The sequence below is a fragment of the Bradyrhizobium sp. 17 genome, from assembly GCF_023073515.1.
GTDB classification, from domain to species: domain Bacteria; phylum Pseudomonadota; class Alphaproteobacteria; order Rhizobiales; family Xanthobacteraceae; genus Bradyrhizobium; species Bradyrhizobium canariense_D.
In genome coordinates this window covers 1-26,807 of record NZ_JADPJQ010000021.1, presented here as the reverse complement: position 1 = coordinate 26,807, position 26,807 = coordinate 1, and the positions used below count along the sequence as shown (strand labels likewise).

Genomic DNA, 26,807 nt, shown 5'->3' with positions numbered 1-26,807 from the left:
GGCTCACGGCAGCGCCCGCTCCAGCAGCGTGCACACGTCGCCGCTCTCGAGCTCGACCGCGCCGTACATGCTGGCGTGGTTCGTGGCGAGGCGCGTGGCGGCGAACAGTTCTGCTTGACGCGGTGACACGCCGTTGAGCGCGGCGGCGGCCGCAAGCAGCGCCAGCTTCTCGACCGCAAGGCGCGCGACGCGCTCGCCATCGGCGCGCCGGAAAGCCTTGCCGATGAACGAGACGGCATCTTCTGCCCCCGGCAGACCTTTGGTCTCGGCAGCAAGCGCTTGCAGCACCGCCATCGCCGCCTCCGGCTCGCGCGAGAGCGCGCGCAGCACGTCGAGGCACATGACGTTGCCCGAGCCTTCCCAGATCGCGTTGACCGGCGCCTCCCGGTAGTGCCTCGCCAGAATGCCGTCCTCGACGTAGCCGTTGCCGCCGAGGCATTCCATGGCTTCGTAGAGAAACGGCGGCGCGCTCTTGCAGGTCCAGTATTTGATCGCAGGCGTCAGCAGCCGCATGTAGGCGGCCTCCACCGGATCGCGCGGCGTCCGATCGAAGGCGCGGCAGAGCCGCATCACCACAGCCGTGCTCGCCTCCACATGCAGCGCCATGTCCGAGAGTACCGCCTGCATCAGCGGCTGATCGGCGAGATGTTTCTGGAACACGCTGCGGTGCCGGGTGTGATGCAGCGCGTGGGCGAGCCCCGAGCGCATCAGGCCGACCGAGGCGATCGCGCAATCCTGCCGCGTGAGTTGAACCATCTGGATGATGGTACGGATGCCCTTGCCCTCGTCGCCGATGGCTTCCGCATAGGCACCGACGAACTCAACCTCGGACGACGCATTGGAGCGGTTGCCGAGCTTGTCCTTCAGCCGCTGGAACTGGATCGCGTTCACCGAACCATCCGGCGCGAAGCGCGGCATGAAGAAACAGGTCAGTCCCTGGTCCGCCTGGGCCAGCACCAGGAAGGCGTCGCACATCGGCGCCGACATGAACCATTTGTGGCCGGTGATGCGGTAGGCGCCTCCCTCGCGCACCGCGCGCGTCATGTTGGCGCGCACGTCGGTACCGCCCTGCTTCTCGGTCATGCCCATGCCGAGCGTCATACCGCGCTTCTCCCACCACGGCGCAAAGCTGGGATCGTAGCTTTTCGTCGACAGCACCGGCATGACCTTGGCGCGCAGATCAGGCTGCATCGCCAGCGCCGCAACGGAGGCGCGCGTCATCGTGATCGGGCAGAGATGGCCGGTCTCGACCTGCGAGGCCATGTAGAATTTTGCCGCGCGGATGACCTCTGCGGCATCGCCCGCGGGTCTTCCATCCGCGGTCCAAGTCGAATTGTGCACGCCGGCACGGGCGCTGTGGGCCATCAGTTCATGATAGGCCGGATGAAACTCGACCTGGTCGCGCCGATTGCCCTTGGCATCGAAGGTGCGCAGCTTCGGCGTGTTCTCGTTCGCGACGCGCCCCCGATCGGCCATCGCAGCCGAGCCCCAATGCTTGCCGAACTCCGAGAGCTCCGGTTCCGCCGCCGCAGCGCCATTGGCCCTGACCGCCGCGACCAGCGGCTGGTCCGCGGCGAACAGATCGACGTCCTCGAACGGCGGCGACTGGTTGAAGACCTCGTGGGTCGCGAAGCTGGGCTGGGTCATCTCGTGTCCTCGGCGCGGAATCAGTTCCGCCGCGGCTGGATCGGGAAATCATACGGCGCCCCGCCCGCCCCCGGCAGTGAAAAGTGCCACCACTCCTTCGCATAGTTCACAAAGCCTTGCCTTGCCATCGCAGCCACGAGCCGCTTGCGCCAGGCGCGCTGATCCGGACTGATCGTCGGTGCGGCGGTATGCCCTTTCACGTCGGTGCAGTCATAGCCGGTGCCCATGTCGACGCTGCCCTCCGGCAATCGCGCCTCGACCGGCGCCGTGCAATCAGCGTAGGACTTTGACGGGTCGTATTTGCCTGAATTGTCCGCCTTGAGATCGACCAGCGTGAGATCGAGCGCCGCGCCCGTCGAATGCTGCGAGCGGCTAGCGATATAGCCCAGGCGAAACAGCTCGGTCTTGGGAATTTTGGGATTGTAGCGCCGCTCGGCGGCCGTCTCGTGGCCGTTCTGCGACCACCTGACCATGTCGAGCGAGGCCCGCGCCGGCCGGTAGCAGTCGAACATTTTCAGCGAGAGATTTTGCGCCGCCAGTTCCTGCTGGACCGCCTTCAGCCGCAGCCCAACCTCCCGCTTCACCACGCACTCGCCGGCCCCGTAGCCGGCGAGCGGACGGCCGACGAAATTGTTCGAGGTGGCGTAGCGGATGTCCTGGATGATGCTGGGCTCGATGTCGTGCAGATAGACGAAACCGCCGGGAAGCGATTGGGCGTGGGCCGCGGAAACAAAAGCCGCGACCAAGAGCGCTATTAGAGTTGTTTTCAGCGGAAATCTCCCCTTCGTCATGGCCGGGCTTGTCCCGGCCATCCACGCCTTTTCTGCGACAGCACCTTAAGAACGTGGATGCCCGGGACGTCTAGCGCGAAGACGCGCTTCGCGCTTCTGCCCGGGCATGACGGAGAAGACGGGGACAGCTCACGCCAGCGATAAGACCGACAGATCGGGGGATAACTCCCCGCCCGGGCTTTGGCCCTTGCCCCCCCGGCCATCCCCGCCTATAGCTCTCGCTTTAATGACATCGAAATCGACCTTCGTCCTCGGCCACCGGCATTTGCTGGGCATCGAGGGCCTTTCCGCGGCCGACATCACCGGCCTCCTCGACCTGTCCGAAGAATATGTCGAGCTCAACCGCCAGGTTGACAAGAAGCGCACCGTCCTGCGTGGACGGACGCAGGTGAACCTCTTCTTCGAGGCTTCCACCCGGACCCAATCCTCGTTCGAGCTCGCGGGCAAACGGCTGGGCGCCGACGTCATGAACATGTCGGTGTCCTCCTCGTCCATCAAAAAGGGCGAGACGCTGGTCGACACCGCCATGACGCTCAACGCCATGCACCCGGATATCCTGGTGGTGCGCCATCACGCCTCCGGCGCGGTGGAACTGCTGGCCCGCAAGGTCGACGGTTCCGTGATCAATGCCGGCGACGGCGCGCATGAGCATCCGACACAGGCGCTGCTCGACGCGCTGACCATTCGCCGCAACAAGGGCCGGCTCGAGGGCCTCGTGGTCGCGATCTGCGGCGACGTGCTGCATTCGCGCGTGGCCCGCTCCAACATCATCCTGCTCAACGCGATGGGCGCCCGCGTCCGCGTCGTCGGCCCCTCCACACTGCTGCCGCCCGGCATCGAGCGGATGGGCGTCGAGGTCGCGCGCGACATGCGCGAGGGACTCAACGGCGCCGACATCGTCATGATGTTGCGGCTCCAGCGCGAGCGCATGAACGGCTCCTTCGTGCCGTCGACTTCCGAGTATTTCCACTATTTCGGGCTGGACCAGAAGAAGCTCGCCTACGCCAAGCCAGACGCCCTTGTCATGCATCCCGGCCCCATGAACCGCGGCGTCGAGATCGACACCGCGGTCGCGGACGGCGCGCAGTCCCTGATCCGCGAACAGGTGGAGATGGGGGTGGCCGTGCGCATGGCGGTGCTGGAAGCGCTCGCCCGCAACCTGCCGAACGCGTGATGCTCATGTTGACCGACCGCCGACCCATCCTGCTTGCCAATGCCCGCGTCGTCGACCCCAGCAGGGATTTCGATGGCCCCGGCGATGTCCTGATTGCCGACGGCATCATCCGGGAGACCCGCCGCGGCATTGGCGCTGCCGGCGTCCCCGAGGGCACCGACGTCGTCAACTGCGCCGGCAAGATCGTCGCACCCGGCCTGATCGACATGCGCGCCTTCGTCGGCGAGCCCGGCTTCAGCCATCGCGAGACCTTTGCGTCCGCGAGCCAGGCGGCTGCGACCGGCGGCATCACCACCATCATCTGCCAGCCCGATACCTTGCCGGTGATCGACAACTCGGCGACCGTCGACTTCGTGATGCGTCGCGCCCGTGACACCGCGATCGTCAACATCCAGCCGATGGCGGCGCTGACCAAGGGAATGCACGGCGAGGAGATGACCGAGTTCGGCCTCCTCAAGGCAGCAGGCGCGATCGCCTTCAGCGACTGCGACAAGAGCGTGAGCAATGCGCAGGTGATGCGCCGCGCGTTGACCTACGCGCGCGATTTCGACGCGCTGATCGTGCACTACACCGAGGACCGCGATCTCGTCGGCGAAGGCGTGATGAACGAGGGCGAGTTCGCCTCGCGGCTCGGCCTGATGGGCATCCCGAACGCGGCGGAAGCCGTGATGCTGGAGCGCGACATGCGCCTGGTCGCGCTCACCGGCGGCCGCTATCACGCGGCCTCGCTGACCTGCATCGAGTCGCTCGACGTGCTCAAGCGCGCCCGCGACGCCGGCCTGGCCGTGACGGCCTCAGCCTCGATCAACCACCTTGCGCTGAACGAGAACGACATCGGCCCTTACCGTTCTTTCCTGAAGCTGTCGCCGCCGCTGCGCACCGAGGACGACCGCCGCGCGCTGGTCGCCGCCGTCGCCTCCGGCCTCGTCGACGTCATCATGTCCGACCACAACCCGCAGGACGTCGAGGTCAAGCGCCTGCCTTTCGCAGAAGCAGCCCCCGGCGCCATCGGGCTGGAGACCATGCTCCCGGCGGGCCTGCGCCTCGTGCACAATGACGAATTGGACCTCAAGACGCTGATCCGGGCGATGTCGACCCGGCCGGCCGAGATTTTGGGATTGCCTGGCGGAACCCTGCGCACGGGCAGCCCCGCCGACGTCATCGTGATCGACCCCGATGTGCCCTGGGTGGTCGATCCCGCCGACCTCAAATCGCCCTGCAAGAACACGCCGTTCGACGAGGCCCGCTTTACAGGCCGCGTGGTGCGCACCATTGTCGGCGGACGGACAGTGTACGAGCATGTCTGACGTGCGGAGCTGCAGCCAGGGAATTTGCAGACATGGCGCTTGAACTGTTTCTTCCGGTCGCTTTCGTCATCGGCTACCTGCTCGGCTCGATTCCGTTCGGGCTGATCCTGACCAGGCTCGGCGGCACGCAGGATCTGCGGTCGATCGGCTCCGGCAGCATCGGCGCCACGAACGTGCTGCGCACGGGGCGCAAGGGCCTTGCCGCCGCGACCCTGCTGTTCGACGCGCTCAAGGGCACCGTGGCGGTGGTGATCGCCGGCTACATCGCCGGTCCCAACGCCGCGATGCTGGCCGGGCTCGGCGCCTTCCTCGGCCATCTTTTCCCGGTCTGGCTCAAGTTCCGCGGCGGCAAGGGTGTCGCCGTCTATATCGGCATTCTGCTCGGGCTGTTCTGGCCGGCCGCGCTGGTGTTCTGCCTGCTATGGCTCGCGACCGCCTTCACCACCCGCTATTCCTCGCTCTCTGCGCTGGTGGCGTCCTTTATCACGCCGCTGTTCCTGTGGTGGTTTGGCCATCTCGCACTAGCAGCGATGGCCGCGGTGCTGACGCTGCTGCTGTTCTACGCCCATCGCGAGAACATCAAGCGGCTGCAATCGGGCAAGGAAAGCCGGATCGGCGAGAAGGCATAAGCCGGGAATCCACGGATACCGCGGCACCCCTTCTGCATTATATCGCAAATGGTGTTCGCAACTTGCAGCCGAATCACGGCTGTATGGACGAACGGGTTCATGGCTTGGCCCTGACGTGGGCATGGCTCTACGCGGTTGCTCAGAATGAGCGAGAAGATTGTCAGCGCGCAAGACGATGGCGATTTGCGAGGTGCTGCCTGCACCGCGGCAAGCCGGCTGCTCTCGACGACGGACATCTGGTCTAGTGCGCCCTCGCCGCTTGTCGCTCCAGCGCCTGCTTCCGTCCAGCCTCCACCGCGCGAGCCCGATCCGATCGTGGAAGCGGGGAAACCAGCCGAAATCCTAACTGCAGCGCCCGTCACGCACGATCGGACCCCGCGGCAATGGCCGCCGCGAAAATTGTCGCTGGCGCTTCAGGGCGGCGGCACCTTCGCTGCTTTCACCTGGGGCGTGCTGGAGCGGCTGCTGGAAGAGCCATCGATCGCGATCGACACCATCAGCGGCGCCAGTGCCGGCGCCATCAACGCGCTGTTGCTCGCGTCCGGTTTCGCCGAGGGCGGCCGTGAAGGCGCCCGCGCGCGGCTGAACCGGTTCTGGATCCGGCTGATGCACGAAGCCTCGTTCCGATCGCTGATGCTGATCGGCGGCTTCTCGCCGGCGGGAAGCTCGGTCGCGTTCGGCCCGACGCTGCGCTCCGGCCAGTTCGATCCGTTCGATCTCGATCCGCTGCGGCAGGCGCTGTCGCGCGACATCAATTTTTCCGCCTTGCGCGAGGCGCGCTGCCCGAAGCTTCTGATCGCGGCGACCCGGATCCGCGACGGGCAGCAGCAGATCTTCCGCAACGACGTGATCACCGCCGACGTCGCGCTGGCCTCGACCTGTCCACCGCTGGTTCATTGCGCGGTCGAGATCGACGGCGAGGCTTATTGGGACGGCGGCCTCGGCGGCAATCCGCCCCTGCTGCGGCTCGTGCAGGACACGACGAGCACCGAAATCCTGCTCGTCCAGGTCACGCCGGCGCGCGACAGCTACGTGCCGATCACGCTCGCCGCGATCGACCGCAGGCTGGATCAGATCGCGGCCAACGCCGCCCTCAATGCCGAGATCGCCGCGATCGAATGGGCGCAATCGCAGGCCGCATCGTCGTTGCGGCTCTCCAGGATCGCCGCGGAAGATTTCGTCGAGGGCCTGGCGCAGCGCTCATCGACCGATCTCGGCCGCGGCTTCATTCGCGCGCTGCACCGGAGCGGCCGCGAGGCTGCCGGGCGCTGGCTCAAGCAAGGTCCAGATCACAGCGCAGCGCCGGCCGCATCCGGCCAGCGCATCGTCGCTCTCGAACCTGCGCTAGCCTGATTTCGCCAGCGCCTGCTCCAGGAACCACGCCGTCGCCAGCGCATGCGCGTCGTTGCCGAAGCGCGCGATCACCTGCACGCCGATCGGCAGGCCATTGACCTTGAGCACCGGCACGTTGACGCAAGGGTTGCCCATCAGCGTCCAAAGCCTGTTGTAGCGGGGGTCGCCGGTGCTCGCGAGCTCCTTGGCCGGCGGCGTGCCCGGCGCCGAATAGGTCAGGAGCACGTCGAACCCCTCGAACAATTCGCCGAGCTCGCGGCGCCCGCGGCGGCTGATCCGGCGTGCGTCGTCGTACTCCTTGGGTGTGAGACCGACCGTCGCATCGAGACTGGCGCGCAGCATCGGCGCGATCTCGTCGTGGCGTTCGGAAAATTCCCAGGCGAGCGCGCGATGCGCCTCGAAGTCCTGAATCACAGGGTGGATGCGCCAGGCCTCCTGCACCGCCTGCGGCAGATCGATGGTCTGCACGCTGGCGCCAGCCCGCGTCGCCGCCTTGATCGCGGCCTGCAGCCCCTCCTCGGCGGCCGGCTCCACGGCGCCGGCAAACTCCTGCCGGATAACGCCGATGCGCGGCGCCTTCGCCGGGACGATGCCGGCGAATTCGGTGCGGCCGGTTATTGCCAGCAGTCCGCGCGCGAGATCTTCCGCGCGGGCGCCGAACAGGCCGACCGTGTCGAGCGCCCACGAATAGCATTTGACGCCGACCGTCGGCAGCATGCGGAACGACGGCTTGATCGCAGCGGTGCCGCAATAGGCGGCGGGCCGGATCACCGAGCCGCCGGTCTGGGTGCCCAGTGCCAGCGGGATCATGCCGGCACCGACGGCCGCGGCCGAGCCCGAGGACGAGCCGCCCGGCGTATGCCCGAGATTGTGCGGATTGAGCGTCGGGGTCGGATCGCGCGAGGCGAACGCCGTGGTCGTGGTCTTGCCGATGATGGTGGCGCCCGCCCGCTTCAGCATCATCACCACAGGCGCATCGGCGCGCGGCTGCCAGCCGCGATAGATCGACGATCCCATCTCGGTCGGAAAATCGGCGGTGTCGATGATGTCCTTGATCCCGACCGCGATGCCGCGCAGCGGCCCGGCGCCTTGCGCCTTCGCCGAGCTGTCGTAACGGACGAAGGCGTGGACCTCCTTCTCCCGCGCCTCGATGGCTGCATGCGATTGCGCGATGGCGGCCTCGGGCGAAAGCTCGCCCGCTTCGATGCGGCGCTGGAGGTCGGCGAGTGAGATCATGGCAATACCCTTCTTATTGGGACCGCTTTTAGCATCGCGACGAAGCCGCGCAAGCTCACGCCGCTGTTGCCCACGCCCTCAGGTTGTTCCATGCTGTGCCTGCAAGGAGCCGCCGTGGACGCCATCAACCGAAGCGTAGAGCTGACCGAAGCCGACAGGATCGACCGCCTGCGGCTGATCCGGTCCGACAATGTCGGGCCGCGCACGTTCCGGTCGCTGGTCGAGCATTTCGGCTCGGCGCGCGCGGCGCTGGAGCGGCTGCCGGATCTCGCACGCCGCGGCGGCGCGCAACGATCGGCGCGCATCTGCAGCGCCGACGAGGCGAAAGCCGAGCTCGCCGCGAGCCGCAAGTTCGGAATTGCCTGGCTCGCGCCCGGCGAGGACGGTTATCCGGCGCGGCTGGCAACGCTCGACGATGCGCCGCCGCTGCTCGCCGTACGCGGCGACAATGCAACGCTGACGCGACCGATGATCGCGATCGTCGGCTCGCGCAACGCATCCGGCGCAGGCTTGAAATTCGCCGGTCAGCTCGCCCGCGAGCTTGGCGAAGCCGGCTTTGTCGTCATCTCCGGCCTTGCCCGCGGGGTCGACCAGGCCGCGCACCGCGCCAGCCTCGAGAGCGGCACCATCGCCGTGCTCGCCGGCGGACATGACTGCATCTATCCGCCGGAGCACGGCGATCTGCTGGCCTCGATCCTCGACCGCAAGGGTGCCGCGATCTCCGAGATGCCGCTCGGCCACGAGCCGCGCGCCCGCGACTTTCCCCGCCGCAACCGGCTGATCTCGGGCGCCGCGCTCGGCGTGGTCGTGGTGGAGGCGGCGCACCGCTCGGGCTCGCTGATCACCGCGCGCATGGCCGCCGAACAGGGTCGCGAAGTGTTCGCCGTGCCGGGCTCGCCGCTCGACCCGCGCGCCGCCGGCACCAACGATCTGATCAAGCAGGGCGCGACGCTCGTCACCGAAGCCGCCGACGTCGTCAACGCGGTCGCACCGATCATGGAGCGGCCGCTGATGCGTACCGCGCGCGAGCCCGACAGCGAGCCGTTCGAGAGCGATCCTCAAGGGCACGACCGCGACCAGATCACCGGCCTGCTCGGCCCTGCCCCTGTCACGATTGACGATCTCGTGCGGATGTCCGGCGCCTCGCCGGCCATCGTGCGTACCGTGCTCTTGGAACTCGAGCTCGCCGGCCGGCTCGAACGCCACGGCGGTGGCTTGGTCTCGCTGCTTTAAGGAGTGGTCCGCTCGTCGAAGCGCGTACGCGCCGCGGCGATCTGCTGCTGATGCGTGATCGCCCATTCGCCGAGTGCCTTTACCGGCTGCTGCAGTCCCCGGCCGAGATCGGTCAGCTCGTAATCCACCCGCGGCGGAATGGTCGGGAAGATCGTGCGTGTGACCAGGCCGTCACGCTCGAGCCCGCGCAGCGTCAAGGTCAGCATCCGCTGCGAAATGCCATTGATCATGCGCTTGAGCTCGTTAAAGCGCTTGGGCCCGTCACTTAGCATCATGATGACGAACACGCTCCATTTGTCGCCGACGCGCGCGAGGATCGAGGCGACGCCGCGGCAGTCCGCATGGTTGGGATCCGGCCTTGGTGAGGCGGGCAAATCGATGTGCGCAGGTTTCAGGGATGTGCCCATGGCTCAAAAAGGTGCGTTCTTGCGGGGATTTCGATAGTCACTCATGTAGCTCTGGTTACAAACTTATACCAGGGTGATCCCGAATGAAACTCCTCCACATCGACTCCAGCGTGCTCGGCCCCCACTCCGTTTCGCGGCAAGTCTCCGCCGCCATCGTCGACCGTCTCAGGCAGGCGACGCCATCGCTCGACATCGTCTATCGCGACCTGACGCAGAGCCCGCTCGCCCATCTCTCCGGCTCGCATCTGGCGGCCGCGCAAGGCGCGCCTGCGCCGGCGGAGCTCGGCCCCGATCTCGCCGCCAGCAAGGCCGCGCTGGACGAGTTTCTTGCCGCCGACATCGTCGTGATCGGCGCGCCCATGTACAATTTCACCATTCCGAGCCAGCTCAAGGCCTGGATCGACCGGGTCCTGGTGGCGGGGAAGACGTTCAGCTATGGGGCCAACGGCCCGCAGGGCCTTGCCGGCGGCAAGCGCGTAATCTTCGCGGTTTCGCGCGGGGGCTATTACGGCGCGGGCTCGCCCGCCGCGTCGCTGGAGCACCTCGAAAGCTATCTGCGTGGCGTGTTCGGTTTCATGGGGATTCATCATCCCGAATTCATCAGCGCCGACGGAATCCAGGTCGGCCCGGAGCATCGCGAGAAGTCGCTCGCAAGCGCGCTCGAGGCGGCGACCGCCCTCCGCGCGGCCTGATAACGCGCACATCATCAGCCGCCGCAACATCGCTTGCGGCGGCTGATCGACCGGTGCGCGATCGGCGAAGCTAAAACCAGGCGCCCTGAATGCCCAGGATGACGGCGACGAGGGAAACGAACAGGCCGATGCCGGAGAAAAGAGCGACCCCGACGAACTCGGAGGTGTCGGAACGCTTGGCAGGAACGGCGGAGTTTTCGGTGTAAATACGCGGTGCTGAAATCGGGGAAATAATACGAGCTGCCTTTGGCATATCGGGCTCCCTTGAAATGAGTCTTCGTGACCCCCTGCCCGTAAAAGTGTCTTGGCAGCGCAAGCGAAGGTTCAATGCCTCCCGCAACGTTCAGAAAATACAGCTCGCGAGACGTGGGAACCGGCCGGCGCAACCGCTCGCCGCTGCGCCGACCGATTCAATTTGCACCAAGATTGATCAGCCGCGATAGATCGGCGCGCCGCTCGGAGAGGCAACCGCGCCGCCATCGACGAAGATTTCCTGGCCCTGCACATGCGCGGAATCGTCGGAGGCGAGGAACAGCACAGTCTTGGCGACGTGATCTGTTTCACCAATGCGCCCCAGCGGCGTCGTCAGCGCGATCCGCTTCTCGAACGCCTTCTCGGCTTCGGGCGTCGCGGTCGCGGGTCCCCAGATCGGCGTGCGGATCGCACCGGGCGCGACCACGTTGACGCGAATGCCCCGCGGCGAGAGCTCCGAGGCCATGATCCGCGCCATCGCCCGCACGCCGGCCTTGGCGGCGCCATAGGCCGAATAGCCGGGAATGCCGAGCACGGAGATCACCGAGCCGTTGAGGACGATGGAAGCATTGTCGTTGAGATAAGGCAGCGCGGACTGAACGGTGAAGAACACGCCGGTCAGATTGGTGCTGATGACCTTCTCGAAGACCTCCAGCGTGGCCGACCCCAGCGGCGTACCGCCGGCGATGCCGGCATTGGCGAACAGGATGTCGAACTTGCCGAACTTTTCGGCGCCCTTCTTGATCGCAGATTCGGTCGCGGCAATGTCGGTGGCGTCGGCGGCGAGCGCGAGCGCGTTCGGCCCGAGCTCCTTCGCGGCCGCCTCGAGCGTCTCCTTGTTGCGCCCGGTGATCACCACCTTGGCGCCCTCGGCCACGAACAGCTTTGCCGTTGCCAGTCCAATGCCGCTATTGCCGCCGGTGATCAGGGCCGTCTTGTTCTTCAGTCTCACGTTCGCCTCCAGTGGTTTCATCATAAAACTACGATTGCCATCTAGGCCACCTGGTTTTAAGATGCAACCACAAGAGCGCGTGAACGGTGACAGGACCGTGCGATCGCGAAAGGACCAGATCATGGTGAAACGGACGAGCTTCGAGGGGGACGCCTGCCCGATCGCGCGATCGCTGGAGGCGATCGGCGACCGGTGGTCCCTGCTGATCATCCGCGAGGCGCTGTTTGGGCTGCGCCGCTTCGGTGAGTTTCAGAGCAAGCTCGGCATGGCCAAGAACATCTTGTCGACGCGGCTGCGCGCGCTGGTCGATCACGGCATCCTGACCACGGCCCCCGCCTCCGACGGCAGCCCTTACGAGGAATATGTGCTGACGCCGAAAGGCCGCGGCGTCTTCCCGGTGTTGGTAGCGCTGCGCCAATGGGGCGAGGATTTCGACGATCGCCCGTCGGAGATCGCGACCATCCTGGTCGATCGCGAGAAAGGCCGACCGGTGAAGAAGCTCGAACTGCGCGCGGAGGACGGGCGATTGCTCAGCCTCGCGGACACCTCGCTGAAGCCGCGGCCTGCGCCGCGGCGACGGTCAGCGGGATAGCGGTGCGCTGTCTCTTCAACGTCGTCCTGGCGACCGATTCCGCTCGGTCTTCGCGGCTACGACAGCCCGCGATTGCTCCGCAGGTTGACCCACTTTCATCGAAGGCGGGTCGGCATGTACCCGAGCGTCCCAACTCGCAATATGGCGTGGCGGACTTGTACAAGCCATCGACAGCGTCAAAGATGGCGAGGTCCCACCAAACTGGCACCACCATGCCCCTGCTCGCCATCACCTATTTTTCCATCTCGGGCACCACCGAGAAGCTGGCGCATGCGGTTGCGCGCGGAGCAGATGGCAAAGCGCAGGTCACGCTGTGTCGCATCACCGGCGGCGACATCGTGTCAGGCCGCTTTCAGAATGAGAGCTTACTGGAGACGATCGATGGCGCCGACGCAGTTGCGTTTGGCAGCCCGACCTATATGGGCGGGCCAGCCGCTCAATTCAAAGCGTTTGCCGATGCTTCAAGTGATCGATGGAGCCAGCAGCGCTGGGCCAACAAGATCGCAGCCGGGTTCACCACGGGCGCCTGCGCAAGCGGCGATCAACTCCACACACTGTCCTACTTTTCCATTCTGGCCGCGCAGCACGGCATGCTCTGGTGCGGACTGGATATTCCCGGTGGCGAGGATCCGAGCGGCCGCAATCGTTTGGGCAGCCAGCTTGGTCTGGCAACACACTTGATTGACGGCTCGTTGCCGGAGAGCGACCTCGGCACGGCCGCATATCTCGGCCTGCGATTGGCCAAAATGGCAAGCCGCAACGGCTAACCGCACCGTCGTTGGAGCAGTACATCGCCCCCTTCACGACAGCCTGCGCTTGCTCCTCAGCCGCAGATGCTCGTCCGCCTCGAGCTTGGTCATTCCCAGGAGATAATGCAGCACGTCGAGCCTGTGTCGTTCGGCAAGCTTGCGCAGGGCCCCGACCTGCTCGGCGATGAAGGCGACCGCCTCCTCGACGCCGCCCTCCCCCGGTTCCTCGTGACGCAAGCCTCCCCCCGCGCGCGATGCGGCGCCCGCCCGTTTCTTTCCTGGCTTAGTCACCAGCCCCCACCCGAATCCATGCCCCGCGGCAACATTACGCCGACATCGACCGCAACTCAAAGGTGGTATTTTGCAACTTTCTCGATATGAAACTTTTCCCATCGGGAGGGCTCTCAACAGCCCTCGATTTGACAGCGACGGCCTCACCACCCATGTTCGGGACGAAAGGGCCGACCCGAATCTCATCGAATTCGGCCCCAAATTTCCCCATAAGTTACTGGAACTACATGAATATCGTCATTGTGGAGTCGCCGGCGAAAGCCAAGACGATCAACAAGTATTTGGGCTCGTCCTACGAGGTTCTGGCCTCGTTTGGCCATGTCCGCGACTTGCCGGCAAAGAACGGCTCCGTCGATCCCGACGCCAATTTCAAGATGATCTGGGAGGTCGACCCCAAGGCGGCCGGCCGGCTCAACGACATTGCCAAGTCCCTCAAGAACGCCGATCGCCTGATTCTCGCCACCGACCCTGATCGCGAGGGCGAGGCCATCTCCTGGCACGTGCTGGAGGTCCTGAAAGAGAAGCGCGCGATCAAGGACCACAAGATCGAGCGCGTGGTGTTCAACGCCATCACCAAGCAGGCGGTGACGGACGCGATGAAGAATCCGCGCCAGATCGACGGTGCGCTGGTCGACGCCTATATGGCGCGCCGCGCGCTGGACTATCTGGTCGGCTTCACCCTCTCCCCCGTGCTGTGGCGCAAGCTGCCGGGCGCCCGCTCGGCGGGCCGCGTGCAGTCGGTGGCGCTGCGTCTGGTCTGCGACCGCGAGCTCGAGATCGAAAAGTTCGTTGCGCGCGAATACTGGTCGCTGATCGCGACCCTGCTGACGCCGCGCGGCGACGCCTTCGAGGCCCGTCTCGTCGGCGCCGACGGCAAGAAGATCCAGCGCCTCGACATCGGCACCGGCGCGGAAGCCGAAGACTTCAAGAAGGCGCTGGAAGCAGCCGCCTACGCGGTGACCGCGGTCGATGCCAAGCCGGCCCGCCGCAATCCGCAGGCCCCCTTCACCACCTCGACGCTGCAGCAGGAAGCCAGCCGCAAATACGGCTTTGCGCCGGCGCACACCATGCGCATCGCGCAGCGGCTCTATGAAGGCATCGACATCGGCGGCGAGACCACCGGACTCATTACTTATATGCGTACCGACGGCGTGCAGATCGACCCGTCCGCGATCACCCAGGCCCGCAAGGTGATCGGCGAGGATTACGGCAACGCCTATGTGCCGGACGCGCCGCGTCAGTACCAGGCCAAGGCCAAGAACGCCCAGGAAGCCCACGAAGCGATCCGGCCGACCGACATGTCGCGCCGTCCCGACAGCATGAGCCGCAAGCTCGAGTCCGATCAGGCGAGACTCTATGAACTGATCTGGAAGCGCACCATCGCGAGCCAGATGGAATCGGCCGAGCTGGAACGCACCACGGTCGACATCACGGCGAAGGTCGGCGGCCGCACGCTGGACCTGCGCGCCACCGGCCAGGTCGTCAAGTTCGACGGCTTCCTCGCACTTTACCAGGAAGGCCGCGACGACGAGGAGGACGAGGACTCCCGCCGCCTGCCCGCGATGAGCCCCAACGATGCGCTGAAGCGGCAGTCGCTCGCCGTCACCCAGCACTTCACCGAGCCGCCGCCGCGCTTCTCCGAGGCCTCGCTGGTCAAGCGCATGGAAGAGCTCGGCATCGGCCGGCCCTCGACCTATGCCTCGATCCTTCAGGTGCTGAAGGACCGCGGCTACGTCAAGCTCGAGAAGAAGCGCCTGCACGGCGAGGACAAGGGCCGCGTCGTAGTCGCGTTCCTCGAAAGCTTCTTTGCCCGCTACGTCGAATACGACTTCACCGCCAATCTGGAAGAGCAGCTCGACCGCATCTCCAACAACGAGATCTCCTGGCAGCAGGTGCTCAAGGATTTCTGGACCGGTTTCATCGGCGCGGTCGACGAGATCAAGGATCTGCGCGTCGCCCAGGTGCTCGACGTGCTCGACGACATGCTCGGACAGCACATCTACCCGCCCCGCACCGATGGCGGCGACATCAGGCAATGCCCGAGTTGCGGCAACGGACGGCTCAATCTCAAGGCCGGCAAGTTCGGCGCCTTCGTCGGTTGCTCGAACTATCCGGAATGCCGCTACACCCGTCAGCTCGCCGCCGACGGCGAGGCAACGGCCGATCGTTCGCTCGGCCAGGACCCGGATACGGGCCGCGATGTCTGGGTCAAGGCCGGGCGGTTCGGCCCCTACATCCAGCTCGGCGAGCAGAAGGATTATGCGGAGGGCGAGAAGCCGAAGCGCGCAGGCATTCCGAAGGGGATGTCCCCTGGAGATGTCGAGCTCGAGCTTGCGCTCAAGCTGCTGTCGCTGCCGCGCGAGATCGGCAAGCATCCGGAAACCGGTGAGCCGATCACCGCGGGTCTCGGCCGCTTCGGGCCGTTCGTGAAGCACGAGAAGACTTATGCCAGCCTCGAGGCCGGCGATGAGGTGTTCGACATCGGCATCAACCGCGCGGTGACGCTGATCGCGGAGAAGATCGCCAAGGGCCCGAGCCGCCGCTTCGGCGCTGATCCCGGCAGGGCGATCGGCGATCATCCCACCCTCGGCACCGTCACGGTAAAGGGCGGCCGCTACGGCGCCTATGTCACCGCGGGTGGCGTCAATGCCACGATCCCGAGCGACATCGAGAAAGACGCCATCACGCTGCCGCAGGCAATCGCGCTGATCGACGAGCGTGCGGCCAAGGGCGGCGGCAAGAAGCCGAAGAAGGCGGCGAAGCCGGCCAAGGCCAAGAAGGCTGCGGCGAAGGCCGCCGACGGCGATGACGCCGCACCAAAAACCAAAAAGCCGGCCGCGAAGAAGGCGGCCAAACCCAAATCCGAATCCACCAGCAAGGCGCGCGCAGCCGTGTCGTCGACGGCCAAAACGTCACCGACCAAGGCAGCTGGCGCCAAAGCTCCGGCCAAGAAAAGTGCCGGCACCAAATAGAGGCTAAGTGAAACGCAAGAATGACCGTGGCTTTCCCGACAGGGCAGCCATCGTCGCCTTCATCAAGGCAAATCCCGGAAAGGTCGGAACCCGCGAAATTGCACGCGAGTTCGGCCTGAAGAACGCCGACCGCATCGAGCTCAAGCGCATGCTGCGCGAGCTTGCCGACGACGGGCTCGTCAAGAAAAAGCGCCATACGATTTCAGAGCCGGACAGCCTCCCGCCGACGCTGGTCGCCGACATTACCGGCCGCGACGCCGACGGCGAGCTGGTCGCCTCCCCCACTGAATGGGACGAAGTCGAAAGCGGCGAACCGCCAAAGATCCTCATCACGATGCCGCGCCGGCCCAAGCCCGGCACCGCAGCAGGCGTTGGCGATCGCGCGCTGCTGCGCGTCGAGCGCTCCGACGAGACCGAAGGCCCGGCCTATCGCGGCCACATCATCAAGGTCTTCGACAAGACCAAGAGCCGCATTCTCGGCGTCTTCCGCAGCCTGCCCGAAGGCGGCGGACGGATCATCCCCGTCGACAAGAAGTCCGCCGACCGCGAGCTGAATATCGCCCCGACCGAGACGCACGGCGCGCAGGACGGCGATCTCGTCAGCGTCGACATCATCCGCTCGCGCGGCTTTGGGCTGGCGTCAGGCCGCGTCAAGGAGAAGCTCGGCTCGGTCAAGTCGGAGAAGGCGATCAGCCTGATCGCGATCTACGCGCACGACATCCCGCTACAATTCCGTCCCGCGGCAGAGCGCGAAGCCGAAGCGGCGGAGCCGGCCAATTTGAAGGGGCGCGAGGACTGGCGCGATGTGCCGCTGGTCACCATCGATCCGCCGGATGCCAAGGATCACGACGACGCGGTACACGCGCAGCCGGATCCTGATCTCAACAACAAGGGCGGCTTCATCGTCGATGTCGCCATCGCCGATGTGAGCTTCTACGTGCGACCGGGCACCGCGCTCGACCGCGATGCGCTCGATCGCGGCAACTCGGTCTATTTCCCCGACCGCGTCGTGCCGATGCTGCCCGAGCGCATCTCCAACGATCTCTGCTCGCTGGTGCCGGGCGAGCCGCGCGGCGCGCTCGCGGTGCGGATGATCATCGCGCCGGACGGGCGGAAACGGTCGCACAGCTTCCACCGCATCCTGATGCGCTCCGCAGCCAAGCTGAACTATGCGCAGGCGCAGGCCGCGATCGACGGAAGGCCGGACGACACCACCGGCCCCCTGCTCGATCCGATCCTGAGGCCGCTTTATGCCGCCTATGCCTGCGTCAAGCGCGCGCGCGACGAGCGCGATCCGCTCAATCTCGATCTGCCCGAGCGCAAGATCCTGCTCAAGCCCGACGGCACGGTCGACCGCGTCGTCGTGCCCGACAGGCTCGACGCGCACAAGCTGATCGAGGAGTTCATGATCCTCGCCAATGTCGCGGCAGCCGAGATGCTCGAGAAGAAGTCGCTGCCGCTGATCTACCGGGTGCATGACGAGCCGACCCTGGAAAAGGTCCACGCGCTCGCGGAATTCCTGGCGACGCTGGACGTTCCGTTCGCGAAAGGCGGCGCGCTGCGCCCCGCTCTGTTCAACCGCGTGCTGGCGCAGCTCGAAGGCCACGACCACTTTCCGCTGGTCAGCGAGGTCGTGCTGCGCGCCCAGGCACAGGCCGAATACTCTTCGGAGAATTACGGTCATTTCGGCCTGAATTTGCGCCGCTATGCGCATTTCACCTCGCCGATCCGCCGCTACGCCGACCTTGTCGTGCACCGTGCGCTGGTTCGCGCGCTCGGCCTCGGCGAAGGCGCGCTGCCCGACACCGAGACGCCGGAAACGTTGAGCGAGGTCGCAGCTCATATCTCAGTGACCGAGCGGCGCGCGATGAAAGCGGAGCGCGAGACCGTCGACCGCCTGATCGCCCATCACCTCGCCGACCGCATCGGTTCGAGCTTCCAGGGCCGCGTCTCCGGCGTCACGCGCGCCGGCCTGTTCGTCAAGCTCGCCGAGACCGGCGCCGACGGCCTGATCCCGATCCGATCCCTCGGCACGGAATATTTCAACTATGACGAGGGCCGCCACGCCCTGGTCGGCACGCGCAGCGGCACCATGCATCAGCTCGGTGATGTCGTCGACGTCCGCCTGATCGAGGCGGCTCCGATCGCAGGCGCATTGCGCTTCGAGCTGCTGTCCTCGTCCGGCGAGACCGCACCGCGGGGCCGCAGGTCCTCCGGTCCGCAACGCCGCCCCTCGTTCAAGGCGCACCCCGGGCGCAGTCCCGACAAGAAGCGCAAGCCGGACAAGCCGAAGAAGCCCGGCAAGGGGAAAACGGCCAAGGGAAAAAGCAAGGGCAAGGGCCAGAAGGGCAAGGCATGGTGACGACGAGCACGGCGCCGAAGATCTGGACCCGCGACACCGGCCTCGTCGAGAAGCGCGACGTCTTTGCTGCGATGAGGCGCGGCTTTCGCGGCCGCTGCCCGCGCTGCGGCGAGGGAAAGCTGTTCCGCGCCTTCCTGAAGACCGCGGATAACTGCTCCGTCTGCGGCCTCGATGTCACGCCGCATCGGGCCGACGATTTGCCAGCCTATCTCGTCATCGTCATTGTCGGGCACATCGTGGTGCCGACTATTCTGTGGATCGAGACCAACTATACGACGCCGGTCTGGATCAGCTTCGCGGCCTATCTGCCCTTCACCTTCGTCGCCTCGCTGGCACTGCTGCAGCCGGTGAAGGGAGCCGTGGTCGGATTGCAATGGGCTCTGCGCATGCACGGGTTTGACGAGAACCCGACGGATGGTATTCCGCCGGTGTAAGCAAAATAAACAAGAAGTGGTTTGGGTGAGGACATGACGGATACGTCGCAGGCAGCCGACAAGGCAAAGATCCACGAGGGCAAGGAAGCCGATCATCATCCCTATTTCCGCCCTAGGGATGCCGCGACACTGATCCTGGTCGACCGCAGCGGAGCCATTCCAAAAGTCCTGGTCGGCAAGCGCCACGACAAGGTGGTGTTCATGCCCGGAAAATTCGTTTTCCCGGGCGGCCGCGTCGACAAGGACGATTATCGCGTACCATGCGCGGCGCCGATCACCGCCGAGCTGGAAGCCAATCTCGCCAAGGGCAGCCCGAAGACGCCGGCCTCGCGCGCAAAATCGCTGGCCATCGCCGCGATCCGCGAAGCCTGCGAGGAGACCGGTCTCTGCTTGGGACGCAAGGCCGAGGGCAAGGCAAAACTCGAAGGCGCCTGGAAGCCGTTCGCGGATGCGGGCCTGTTGCCGGATCCCTCCAGCCTGTTCCTGATCGCGCGCGCGATCACCCCGCCCGGCCGCGTCAAGCGGTTCGACACGCGCTTCTTCACGGCGGACGCCTCCGCGATCACCCATCGCGTCGACGGCGTGATCCATGCCGATGCAGAGCTTGTCGAACTGGTCTGGGTCGAGCTCGGCTCGAAGCCGCTCGCCGATCTGCATCCGATGACACGCAATGTGCTCAACGAGCTCGACGCGCGCCTCGCCACCGGCCCGCTCCGCCACGATGCGCCGGTGCCGTTCTTCCATTTCTACGGCGGCAAGATGCAGAAGGATATTTTGAGCTGATCAGTTCGTGACGTCCGCATTGTCCGCGTCGGGCTCGGTGCCGACATAGTCGCGCGCGGGAAGGTTCAGCACTCGCCCGAGCTCGCTGGCGAAGCGACTGGCTTCCTCGCGCTTGGTGAAGCTCATCAGCGTGATCGGCTCGGTCCCTTTGTTGCCGCAGAGATTGACATCGTATGTCGTCAGCTCCGGATCGTCCTCGTCGGTCATGCTGATGAAATGATAATCGGCGAGATCGCGATGCTTGCGAAAATTCAGCGGGCCGAACTGCCTGGTGATGACGATCTGGCGCAGCGTCTCGTTCAGCACGACGAAGGTGCGAAAGGTGAGCAGGATGATTCCGGGGATGCCGACGAGCAGCCCGAGTCCCGTGAACACCAGCACCGGCATGAGATCATCGGCGAGCCGCCCAAAACCGGAGAAATCCTGCCGCAGGCCCAGCGCGACATTCCACAGCAGATAGAAGCTCGCCGCCAGCAGCGGCAATGACAGCAGCCGCCCGACCCGGGGCATGGGCCGGTCGATGCGGACGATGCGCCCGTCCACGGTCATTGCACCTGCCATCGAAGGTCTCCTCGGGAGCGAAAGTCATGGCTTGGTCGGAGTGAGCCGTGGATCGGTTCGATGGGACTCCTCCGTCATTCCGGGCGCGGCCCGGAATGACGCGAATGTGCTGAGGGCGTCGCGAAAAACAAAATAATCTTCCTGCCTCCCCCGATGGCGGAGTTCCGCGGCGTGCCTATGTCTTCGGGAACGACACCAAGAACGGACACCGGGCGATGGCACAACGGCAACTCAAGCTTGGCGCGTTCATGCGCCCGATCAGCATCCACACCGGCGCCTGGCGCTATCCCGGGGCCTGGCCGGACGCCAATTTCAACTTCGGCCACATCAAGACGCTGATCCAGAAGCTCGAGGCCGGCAAGTTCGACGCCTTCTTCATGGCCGATCACCTCGCCGTGCTGAACATGCCGGTCAATGCGCTCAAGCGCAGCCACACGGTCACCTCGTTCGAACCCTTCACGCTGTTGTCGGCGCTCTCGGCCGTCACCGAGCGGATCGGCCTGATCGCGACGGGCTCGACCACGTTCGACGAGCCCTATCACGTCGCACGGCGCTTCGCCTCGCTCGACCATCTCAGCGGCGGGCGGGCGGGCTGGAACATCGTCACCACCTCGAACCCGGATGCGGCGCTGAATTTCGGCCTCGACGACCACATGGAGCACGCCGAGCGCTACAAGCGCGCCCGCGAGTTCTACGACGTCGTCACGGGCCTGTGGGATTCCTTTGCCGACGACGCCTTCGTGCGCGACGTCGAAAGCGGCGTGTTCGTCGATCCCGCCAAGATGCATGTGCTCGACCATCACGGCAAATATCTGAAGGTGCGCGGTCCCCTCAACATCGCCCGCCCGGTCCAGGGCTGGCCGGTGATCGTGCAGGCCGGCGCCTCCGAGGACGGCAGGCAGCTCGCCGCCGAGACCGCGGAAGCCGTCTTCACCGGCGGCGGCAGCCTTGCCGACAGCCAGAAACTCTATGCCGATATCAAGGGCCGCATGGAGAAGGTCGGCCGCGATCCTGAACACCTCAAGATTCTGCCCGGCGCCTTCGTCGTGGTCGGCGACAGCGTCGACGAGGCCAGGGAGAAACGCGCGCTGCTCGACAGCCGCGTGCATTACGACAGCGCCATCGCCTCGCTCTCGGTCATCCTCGGCACGGATGCCTCCGGCTTCGATCCGGATGGGCAATTGCCGGAAATCCCGGAGACCAATGCCAGCAAGAGCGGTCGCCAGCGCATGGTCGACCTCGCGGCCCGCGACAAGCTCACGGTGCGCCAGCTCGCCCAACGCGTCGGCGGCTATGGCGGGCTATCCTTCGTCGGCACGGCCAAAACCATCGCCGACCAGATGGAGGAATGGCTGGTCGGGTGCGGCTCCGACGGCTTCAACATCATGTTCCCGTTCCTGCCTGCCGGCCTCGACGATTTCGTCGACAAGGTGGTCCCGGAGCTGCAGCGCCGCGGGATTTTCCGGAAAGAGTACGAAGGGCCCACTTTGAGAGAGAATCTGGGCCTGCCTCGGCCCAAAAACCGGTTCTTCGAGGCGTAATCGGCCTGATCTGGGTGCTTTTCGAGCCCTAAAATCTTGACATCAGGCGGTTTCTGGCTAGGTTGCCGGCCAACGCGGGCCATTTGGCCGGCTCCAGATTCCCTTCATTCCTGAGGTTCTGAACATGGCCAAAGCGGTCACCATCAAGGTCAAGCTCGTGTCCTCGGCCGACACTGGCTTCTACTACGTCGCCAAGAAGAATTCGCGCACCATGACCGACAAGCTGGTCAAGAAGAAGTACGACCCCGTGGCGCGCAAGCACGTCGAATTCCGCGAAGCCAAGATCAAGTAAGATCGCGGAACGTAGAAGACTTTTGCGGGGCCCTTTCGGGTCCCGTTTTATTTTGGCCCCTCTCTCGTGTCCGGATACGCAGCAGCGCCCCGTGGACGTGACGCTACGCTGCGAGCTGGGCACGAGGGCTGAGCTCGGCACAGCGAGTCATGGCCAGATTTTTTTCAACCCTCGGTGGCTCGTTCCCGAATGTATGTTACCGTGCACTTGCCGGGCGGAAATTTCCGTCCGGATTTGGAAGGACATGGTCATGAGATTCTCATCAAGCCTTGTCGTGCCTTCAACCATCGCTGTCTTGTCGACCGTCTTGCTGTGCGCGCCGGCAGCGTCGCAAATCCCAACCGGCTCCGCCGCCACGATTCCTCCCGTCACGGTCGACGCGCCGAAACAGGTGACAAGGCCGCACGTGTCGGAGCGAGGAGCAAACACAATTGCGCCGCGTCGGACTGCCTCAACAGCTCAAACGTCAGTCGCGCGAACGCCTTCGTATGCGCCGGGTTCTGTGATGGGGAGGATTGCCAGCCTGGAGAAAGTCGCCAGCAGCTGCAACGGTGGCTGTGCATCAAGCTTCCCAAGCGGCAAAGATCCCTGGGTTGGATGCAGCGTGTCGGGCGGCAACATAGACTACGGACCTTTCTCGCCGACCTGCCGAGACACCATCACCCACAAATCCTACCTGGACTGCGTCGAAACCAGGACGTTCCTGGGCGACAACCGAAACAAGGCTCACTGGTTGTGCAGCAGTCTGGCCGCCGGCAACAGGTTTAAGGTCGCCGATCTCAAGCGGTCAGGACGCACGCGTTAGTCCATCCCGTCCGCCGGCTTTCTGGCGCAGTTGAACTTAGCTCTCCTGTCGTAAGTTCGCGGACGTCACGGAGCTTGAATGGGCTTTTTCTGGCCCGTCTTGGGCGCTCGCGTGTCCCGGGCGCGCTGCAACGCGCAAGCGTTGCTGCGCAGAACCGGGACCCAGAAAGCCACACAATACAACCAGCGACTGGGCCCCGGCTCTGCAACGCACCGCTAAAGAAGCGCCGCGCTGCGCCGGGGCACGAGAGCGCGAGGAAGCGTGCTTCTGGAACTGTCGCCTCCGCTATGCGCTCCCGCTTCGGCTGATCACGCGAGACGATCAGGGCGCTGCGACTGCAACCGTTTCTTCGATAATCCTCAGTTGTCCATTTTCGCTGGTCAGTATGGATGAGTAATAACCGTGAAACGGACGGTCTCCTACCTTGGCCTCCCATGTTCCAGCGTTGAGGACAAAGCTCGCTGATCTGAAGGCCATGTTCCCTCCGTTGGGTTCGCTATTGTGAATTGATATCGCTCAGCGCCGTTCGACAACTGAGCGTTGCTGCACCTCAATAAGCGCGGCAAATAAGTCGTCTGCTAAACCTGCACTTCCGCTTTCGTACCCTGGCCATTTCGAACCAGACGCGGCTCCGTTCCCGCCAAAAGCCTTTGGATGTTGGCACGATGGCGGATGATCACGTAGAGGCCGCCTCCGATCACCAGCAACCGATACGGCAATGGGTGCTCGACCGCGCAGACAAGAACGATTGACGTCAAAGCCGCGAGCATCGAGCTCAAGGAAACGATCCTGGTCATAGCCAGCACGAGGCCAAAGACGGCTGCAGCCCCCAATCCGACGGGCCAAGACATCGCCAGCAACACACCGAGCCCCGCGGCAGCCGACTTGCCGCCCGTGAAGTTCAGCCAGATCGATCGGCTATGTCCCAACAGCACAGCAAGTCCAGCCAGACAAACAGCCCATGGCACCCAGACATGCAGATCAGACGCTGTCGGCGGCGGGGATATTTCCGCGTACAGCCAAGGGCAGAACGAACGCGCGACGATGATGGCACCCACGCCCTTCAGCACATCGCCGACGAGCACGAACAAGGCAGCCCCCTTGCCGAGAGTGCGCAAGACATTCGTTGCCCCGGTGGACTTGGAGCCATGCCTTCGGATGTCGATGCCCCTGAGCAGCTTCCCCGCCAGATGGCCCGTGGGGACCGAGCCAAGGAGATAGGCGATCAACAACCCAACCGCGCCCGCTGTCCAAAAGCCATGGGTTTTGGATCCAGTTTCCTGAACGCTGTTTTATCCCCGACTTCGTCTGACCGCTATACGTCACAAGTGGCCGATCACGGCCCCGAGGCTGCGACTGCGATCGAAGGTCTCTGCAGGTTGAAACGCGATGATAATGTCCGGCTGCCCCCGCGACGGGAAGGGTTCCTTTTTTCTCGCCGCCGGTGTTTCATCTGCGCGGCGGAGAACGGACATGCAGGGATCGCTGGGGGAAAAGATCGGTGAAGGCGCCTTCTCCGAGGCCTACGCCTGGGCGCCCGGTCAGGTCGTGAAGCTGTTTAAGGCCGGCGTCTCTCATCTGCTCGGCCGACACGAGGTACGCATGATCCGCGCCGTGCACGCCGCCGGCGTCCCCGTGCCGGCGGTGTTGGGAGAGGTGACGCTGGACGGGCGCTTCGGCATCGTGCTGGAGCGCCTCGACGGACCGACCCTGCGGCATCTCTCGCGCACCGGCGCGGTGACGTTCGAACAGGCGGGCGCGATCATCGCGGCTCTGGCCATGTCTCTTCACAAGACGTCGCCACCGCCGGAGCTCCCCTCCATGCGCGCGTATATGGAGAGCGAGTTGCGGCACGACGACGGCAAGGTCCCGAAGCACGTCGCCACTGACATCCTCACCCTGATCGATCGCCTGTCGACCGGCGGCGGGCTTTGCCATTGCGACCTTAGCCCCGGCAACGTGATCATGACTGCGGAAGGCCCCAAGCTCGTCGACTGGACCTTCGCGATGCGCGGGCCCGCCGCCCTCGATCTTGGGTTCTTGCATGTCATCCTGTCCGAGCTCGGCCCGAAAATAGCCGACAATCCGGAGCGGCCGCGCGCGACCAATGCGGCGGCGCAATCCGAATATGCGCGGCTGGCCGGCATGTCTCTGGCGGAGTTGACGGCGGCAATGGAGCCGTATTTGCCTATCGTCCGCACCTTCGTCGTCCTCGGAAACGTGGTGCCTGCGCTGCGGGAGCAACTGATCCAGCGCATCGAAGCGGGGCTGCGCGCGAAAGACTGAACCGTCCGCAACCTCGATTCCTGTTCGCCGTCTCAAGGCGCTCTCGATCACCGAGCAAATCTCGGCAGCCAGTGGAGCCGTTTGGCACAATCGGGTTGTATCGGGAGGCGGCCCTCGCGCTTGGTACAGCCAAAATCGGCATTCTTGGTCCTGTTTTATAGCCGGGCGCAACGCATCTATTCGCTGACGACCGGCGACCGGAGCGATCCCTATCCATCAGGATGAGTGGGAGCCCCGGTCAATGCGGAGAGCGGAGATTGCGGACACGAAGACACGAGTTCCACACAGCCTGACATTCTGTGGATGCCGGTGCGTCCACGCTCTTTGCATTATTCGACCAAGAGACAAATGACCGAGGAGATAATTCCCATGAAGGCGATCGTTGTAACGGACCAGGCCGCAGGAAGGGCCGGGATGAAGCTCATGGACCGGCCCGAGCCGCAGGCAGCGATAAACGACGTCGTCGTTCAGGTTCATGCGTCGGGATTTGTACCGACTGAGCTGGCGTGGCCCTCGACCTGGACCGATCGCCTCGAACGTGACCGAACACCGTCGATCCCTGGGCACGAGCTGGCCGGAGTGGTCTCCGCCCTCGGATATGGCACAACGGGACTATCAGTCGGACAGCGGGTGTTCGGCCTCGCGGACTGGTATCGCGACGGCACGCTGGCCGAGTATGTGGCGATCGAGGCACGCAACCTTGCACCGCTGCCGGGCGACGTCGACTTTACGGTAGGTGCGAGTCTGCCGATCTCGGGCCTGACGGCGTGGCAAGGGCTGTTCCAACACGGCCGCCTTCAGGCGGGGCAAAGCGTCCTCGCTCACGGAGCGGCCGGCGCAGTCGGGTCGATGGTGACGCAACTCGCACGAGAGGCCGGCGCCTACGTCATCGGCTCTGGACGCGCCGCCGACCGTCAGACAGTGCTCGACTTCGGCGCGAAGGAGTTCGTCGACCTCGACAACGATACCCTGAAGGACGTGGGCAAAGTCGATCTGGTGTTCGATGTCATCGGCGGTGACATCCAGAAGCGATCCGCAGCACTGATCCGAGCCGGAGGAACATTGGTGACGATCGTGGGGCCGGCCGAGACGCGGCCCTCCGAGGGTCTGGCGGTCGACTTCGTCGTCGAGTCCGATCGAGCCCAACTGAGTGAGATCGTACGGCGGGTGCGGGACGGACGACTGCGGACGAACATCGGCAACGTCTCGACCCTCGATGATGCCGTCGCCGCGTTAAATCCGACCAAGCGACGCAAGGGGAGTACGATTATCCACATTCGTCCCTGAGAGAACGCACGCCCATTGATGCGCGTAACCGGCCGGCGATCACCAGCAGCTCGGATGCCCGCTGGATTATCCGCCGCGATGGAGACGAAGCATGCGCTTCCGCCCTGCATAGCACTACTTTGGCAGATTGTTGATTTTGCCGCGATTTATAGGATTCCCGAATCAATTGTTCAATGATT

General features: G+C 65.0%; 26 protein-coding genes. 16 read left to right on the top strand and 10 right to left on the bottom strand.

Annotated features, from left to right (window positions below):
• Positions 1 to 3: 3 nt before the first annotated feature.
• Together IVB13_RS04000 and IVB13_RS03995 are read right to left on the bottom strand one after the other, a co-directional pair.
• On the bottom strand, positions 4 to 1,647 hold the full coding sequence (locus IVB13_RS04000; RefSeq protein ID WP_247487844.1) for an acyl-CoA dehydrogenase family protein: 1,644 nt from the start codon (positions 1,645 to 1,647) through the stop codon (positions 4 to 6).
• A 20-nt stretch (positions 1,648 to 1,667) separates the two neighbouring features.
• On the bottom strand, positions 1,668 to 2,438 hold the full coding sequence (locus IVB13_RS03995; RefSeq protein WP_247487843.1) for a M15 family metallopeptidase: 771 nt from the start codon (positions 2,436 to 2,438) through the stop codon (positions 1,668 to 1,670).
• Positions 2,439 to 2,664: 226 nt separating this feature from the next.
• Here IVB13_RS03995 and IVB13_RS03990 point away from each other — a divergent pair, with 226 nt between their 5' ends.
• From IVB13_RS03990 to IVB13_RS03975, 4 genes are all read left to right on the top strand, one after another.
• Positions 2,665 to 3,612 (top strand): aspartate carbamoyltransferase catalytic subunit, encoded by a 948-nt coding sequence (locus IVB13_RS03990; RefSeq protein WP_007603315.1) that lies wholly within the window; start codon positions 2,665 to 2,667, stop codon positions 3,610 to 3,612.
• Positions 3,612 to 4,919: a dihydroorotase gene (locus IVB13_RS03985; RefSeq protein WP_018458321.1), complete on the top strand. Its 1,308-nt coding sequence runs from the start codon at positions 3,612 to 3,614 to the stop codon at positions 4,917 to 4,919. The genes IVB13_RS03990 and IVB13_RS03985 overlap by 1 nt, the downstream gene beginning before the upstream one ends.
• 32 nt (positions 4,920 to 4,951) lie before the next feature.
• A complete protein-coding gene (gene plsY, locus IVB13_RS03980) occupies positions 4,952 to 5,548 on the top strand; it encodes a glycerol-3-phosphate 1-O-acyltransferase PlsY (RefSeq protein ID WP_085383365.1) in 597 nt (198 codons plus the stop codon).
• Positions 5,549 to 5,692: 144 nt separating this feature from the next.
• Positions 5,693 to 6,901 (top strand): patatin-like phospholipase family protein, encoded by a 1,209-nt coding sequence (locus tag IVB13_RS03975; RefSeq protein ID WP_247487842.1) that lies wholly within the window; start codon positions 5,693 to 5,695, stop codon positions 6,899 to 6,901.
• Here the strand turns inward: IVB13_RS03975 and IVB13_RS03970 are convergent.
• Positions 6,893 to 8,137 (bottom strand): amidase, encoded by a 1,245-nt coding sequence (locus IVB13_RS03970; RefSeq protein ID WP_247487841.1) that lies wholly within the window; start codon positions 8,135 to 8,137, stop codon positions 6,893 to 6,895. The genes IVB13_RS03975 and IVB13_RS03970 overlap by 9 nt on opposite strands.
• A gap of 90 nt (positions 8,138 to 8,227) precedes the next feature.
• On the opposite strand from IVB13_RS03970, the gene dprA reads away from it, so the two are divergent.
• On the top strand, positions 8,228 to 9,370 hold the full coding sequence (gene dprA / locus IVB13_RS03965; RefSeq protein ID WP_247487840.1) for a DNA-processing protein DprA: 1,143 nt from the start codon (positions 8,228 to 8,230) through the stop codon (positions 9,368 to 9,370).
• On the opposite strand, the gene IVB13_RS03960 is transcribed toward dprA, so the two are convergent.
• Positions 9,367 to 9,777 (bottom strand): helix-turn-helix domain-containing protein, encoded by a 411-nt coding sequence (locus IVB13_RS03960; RefSeq protein WP_018458326.1) that lies wholly within the window; start codon positions 9,775 to 9,777, stop codon positions 9,367 to 9,369. The genes dprA and IVB13_RS03960 overlap by 4 nt on opposite strands.
• Positions 9,778 to 9,860: 83 nt before the next feature.
• On the opposite strand from IVB13_RS03960, the gene IVB13_RS03955 reads away from it, so the two are divergent.
• Positions 9,861 to 10,469 (top strand): FMN-dependent NADH-azoreductase, encoded by a 609-nt coding sequence (locus IVB13_RS03955; RefSeq protein ID WP_018458327.1) that lies wholly within the window; start codon positions 9,861 to 9,863, stop codon positions 10,467 to 10,469.
• A 70-nt stretch (positions 10,470 to 10,539) separates the two neighbouring features.
• On the opposite strand, the gene IVB13_RS03950 is transcribed toward IVB13_RS03955, so the two are convergent.
• Together IVB13_RS03950 and IVB13_RS03945 are read right to left on the bottom strand one after the other, a co-directional pair.
• Complete coding sequence (locus IVB13_RS03950; RefSeq protein WP_018458328.1) at positions 10,540 to 10,722, bottom strand: hypothetical protein; 183 nt, start codon at positions 10,720 to 10,722, stop codon at positions 10,540 to 10,542.
• 177 nt (positions 10,723 to 10,899) lie between these two features.
• The gene (locus tag IVB13_RS03945; protein ID WP_166517487.1) at positions 10,900 to 11,673 is read right to left on the bottom strand and encodes an SDR family oxidoreductase; all 774 of its coding nucleotides are present in this window, start codon (positions 11,671 to 11,673) and stop codon (positions 10,900 to 10,902) included.
• 121 nt (positions 11,674 to 11,794) lie between these two features.
• Between IVB13_RS03945 and IVB13_RS03940 the strand changes: the two genes are divergently transcribed.
• Positions 11,795 to 12,265, top strand: coding sequence for a helix-turn-helix domain-containing protein (locus IVB13_RS03940; protein WP_204511390.1), 471 nt, complete (start codon positions 11,795 to 11,797; stop codon positions 12,263 to 12,265).
• A gap of 212 nt (positions 12,266 to 12,477) precedes the next feature.
• Positions 12,478 to 13,032, top strand: a complete 555-nt coding sequence (locus IVB13_RS03935) for a flavodoxin family protein (RefSeq protein WP_085395633.1) — start codon at positions 12,478 to 12,480, stop codon at positions 13,030 to 13,032.
• Between the two features lie 33 nt (positions 13,033 to 13,065).
• Here IVB13_RS03935 and IVB13_RS03930 read toward each other — a convergent pair whose 3' ends face one another.
• A complete protein-coding gene (locus IVB13_RS03930; protein ID WP_018458332.1) occupies positions 13,066 to 13,251 on the bottom strand; it encodes a hypothetical protein in 186 nt (61 codons plus the stop codon).
• Between the two features lie 281 nt (positions 13,252 to 13,532).
• On the opposite strand from IVB13_RS03930, the gene topA reads away from it, so the two are divergent.
• Genes topA through IVB13_RS03910 form a run of 4 tightly spaced genes read left to right on the top strand, consistent with a single transcriptional unit; the run spans position 13,533 to position 19,856 of the window.
• Positions 13,533 to 16,277: a type I DNA topoisomerase gene (gene topA, locus IVB13_RS03925; RefSeq protein ID WP_085383371.1), complete on the top strand. Its 2,745-nt coding sequence runs from the start codon at positions 13,533 to 13,535 to the stop codon at positions 16,275 to 16,277.
• A 7-nt stretch (positions 16,278 to 16,284) separates the two neighbouring features.
• A complete protein-coding gene (rnr, locus tag IVB13_RS03920) occupies positions 16,285 to 18,639 on the top strand; it encodes a ribonuclease R (RefSeq protein WP_018458335.1) in 2,355 nt (784 codons plus the stop codon).
• Positions 18,633 to 19,073 carry a DUF983 domain-containing protein gene (locus IVB13_RS03915; RefSeq protein ID WP_018458336.1) on the top strand — a complete coding sequence of 147 codons (441 nt, stop codon included), beginning with the start codon at positions 18,633 to 18,635 and terminating at the stop codon, positions 19,071 to 19,073. The genes rnr and IVB13_RS03915 overlap by 7 nt, the downstream gene beginning before the upstream one ends.
• Before the next feature lie 33 nt (positions 19,074 to 19,106).
• On the top strand, positions 19,107 to 19,856 hold the full coding sequence (locus IVB13_RS03910) for an NUDIX domain-containing protein (protein ID WP_247369729.1): 750 nt from the start codon (positions 19,107 to 19,109) through the stop codon (positions 19,854 to 19,856).
• Here IVB13_RS03910 and IVB13_RS03905 read toward each other — a convergent pair whose 3' ends face one another.
• Positions 19,857 to 20,417, bottom strand: a complete 561-nt coding sequence (locus IVB13_RS03905) for a hypothetical protein (protein WP_247369727.1) — start codon at positions 20,415 to 20,417, stop codon at positions 19,857 to 19,859.
• A 215-nt stretch (positions 20,418 to 20,632) separates the two neighbouring features.
• On the opposite strand from IVB13_RS03905, the gene IVB13_RS03900 reads away from it, so the two are divergent.
• Entirely contained in the window at positions 20,633 to 21,958 is a 1,326-nt protein-coding gene (locus IVB13_RS03900) for an LLM class flavin-dependent oxidoreductase (RefSeq protein ID WP_247296507.1), read from the top strand.
• Between the two features lie 124 nt (positions 21,959 to 22,082).
• Positions 22,083 to 22,250: a 50S ribosomal protein L33 gene (rpmG, locus tag IVB13_RS03895; protein WP_007603295.1), complete on the top strand. Its 168-nt coding sequence runs from the start codon at positions 22,083 to 22,085 to the stop codon at positions 22,248 to 22,250.
• A gap of 1,383 nt (positions 22,251 to 23,633) precedes the next feature.
• Here the strand turns inward: rpmG and plsY (IVB13_RS03890) are convergent.
• Positions 23,634 to 24,284, bottom strand: coding sequence for a glycerol-3-phosphate 1-O-acyltransferase PlsY (plsY, locus tag IVB13_RS03890; RefSeq protein ID WP_247362544.1), 651 nt, complete (start codon positions 24,282 to 24,284; stop codon positions 23,634 to 23,636).
• Between the two features lie 244 nt (positions 24,285 to 24,528).
• Between plsY (IVB13_RS03890) and IVB13_RS03885 the strand changes: the two genes are divergently transcribed.
• Positions 24,529 to 25,341, top strand: a complete 813-nt coding sequence (locus IVB13_RS03885; protein WP_247296504.1) for an aminoglycoside phosphotransferase family protein — start codon at positions 24,529 to 24,531, stop codon at positions 25,339 to 25,341.
• A gap of 369 nt (positions 25,342 to 25,710) precedes the next feature.
• Positions 25,711 to 26,628 (top strand): NADP-dependent oxidoreductase, encoded by a 918-nt coding sequence (locus IVB13_RS03880; RefSeq protein ID WP_247487839.1) that lies wholly within the window; start codon positions 25,711 to 25,713, stop codon positions 26,626 to 26,628.
• Here IVB13_RS03880 and IVB13_RS03875 read toward each other — a convergent pair.
• The coding region (locus IVB13_RS03875) for a hypothetical protein (protein WP_247487838.1) at positions 26,609 to 26,807 on the bottom strand (199 nt) is incomplete at its 5' end. The two genes, IVB13_RS03880 and IVB13_RS03875, sit on opposite strands and share 20 nt — an antisense overlap.

Excerpts from the sequence above, each read along its gene's own strand:
- plsY (WP_085383365.1), top strand. The coding sequence starts at position 4,952 with ATGGCGCTTGAACTGTTTCTTCCGGTCGCTTTCGTCATCGGCTACCTG.
- topA (WP_085383371.1), top strand. The coding sequence starts at position 13,533 with ATGAATATCGTCATTGTGGAGTCGCCGGCGAAAGCCAAGACGATCAAC.
- IVB13_RS03955 (WP_018458327.1), top strand. The coding sequence starts at position 9,861 with ATGAAACTCCTCCACATCGACTCCAGCGTGCTCGGCCCCCACTCCGTT.
- IVB13_RS03910 (WP_247369729.1), top strand. The coding sequence starts at position 19,107 with ATGACGGATACGTCGCAGGCAGCCGACAAGGCAAAGATCCACGAGGGC.
- IVB13_RS03995 (WP_247487843.1), bottom strand. The coding sequence starts at position 2,438 with ATGACGAAGGGGAGATTTCCGCTGAAAACAACTCTAATAGCGCTCTTG.
- IVB13_RS04000 (WP_247487844.1), bottom strand. The coding sequence starts at position 1,647 with ATGACCCAGCCCAGCTTCGCGACCCACGAGGTCTTCAACCAGTCGCCG.
- IVB13_RS03975 (WP_247487842.1), top strand. The coding sequence starts at position 5,693 with ATGAGCGAGAAGATTGTCAGCGCGCAAGACGATGGCGATTTGCGAGGT.
- IVB13_RS03915 (WP_018458336.1), top strand. The coding sequence starts at position 18,633 with ATGGTGACGACGAGCACGGCGCCGAAGATCTGGACCCGCGACACCGGC.
- rpmG (WP_007603295.1), top strand. The coding sequence starts at position 22,083 with ATGGCCAAAGCGGTCACCATCAAGGTCAAGCTCGTGTCCTCGGCCGAC.
- IVB13_RS03985 (WP_018458321.1), top strand. The coding sequence starts at position 3,612 with ATGCTCATGTTGACCGACCGCCGACCCATCCTGCTTGCCAATGCCCGC.
- IVB13_RS03940 (WP_204511390.1), top strand. The coding sequence starts at position 11,795 with ATGGTGAAACGGACGAGCTTCGAGGGGGACGCCTGCCCGATCGCGCGA.
- IVB13_RS03950 (WP_018458328.1), bottom strand. The coding sequence starts at position 10,722 with ATGCCAAAGGCAGCTCGTATTATTTCCCCGATTTCAGCACCGCGTATT.
- IVB13_RS03935 (WP_085395633.1), top strand. The coding sequence starts at position 12,478 with ATGCCCCTGCTCGCCATCACCTATTTTTCCATCTCGGGCACCACCGAG.
- IVB13_RS03970 (WP_247487841.1), bottom strand. The coding sequence starts at position 8,137 with ATGATCTCACTCGCCGACCTCCAGCGCCGCATCGAAGCGGGCGAGCTT.
- IVB13_RS03905 (WP_247369727.1), bottom strand. The coding sequence starts at position 20,417 with ATGGCAGGTGCAATGACCGTGGACGGGCGCATCGTCCGCATCGACCGG.
- IVB13_RS03880 (WP_247487839.1), top strand. The coding sequence starts at position 25,711 with ATGAAGGCGATCGTTGTAACGGACCAGGCCGCAGGAAGGGCCGGGATG.
- dprA (WP_247487840.1), top strand. The coding sequence starts at position 8,228 with ATGCTGTGCCTGCAAGGAGCCGCCGTGGACGCCATCAACCGAAGCGTA.
- IVB13_RS03900 (WP_247296507.1), top strand. The coding sequence starts at position 20,633 with ATGGCACAACGGCAACTCAAGCTTGGCGCGTTCATGCGCCCGATCAGC.
- IVB13_RS03960 (WP_018458326.1), bottom strand. The coding sequence starts at position 9,777 with ATGGGCACATCCCTGAAACCTGCGCACATCGATTTGCCCGCCTCACCA.
- IVB13_RS03885 (WP_247296504.1), top strand. The coding sequence starts at position 24,529 with ATGCAGGGATCGCTGGGGGAAAAGATCGGTGAAGGCGCCTTCTCCGAG.
- IVB13_RS03990 (WP_007603315.1), top strand. The coding sequence starts at position 2,665 with ATGACATCGAAATCGACCTTCGTCCTCGGCCACCGGCATTTGCTGGGC.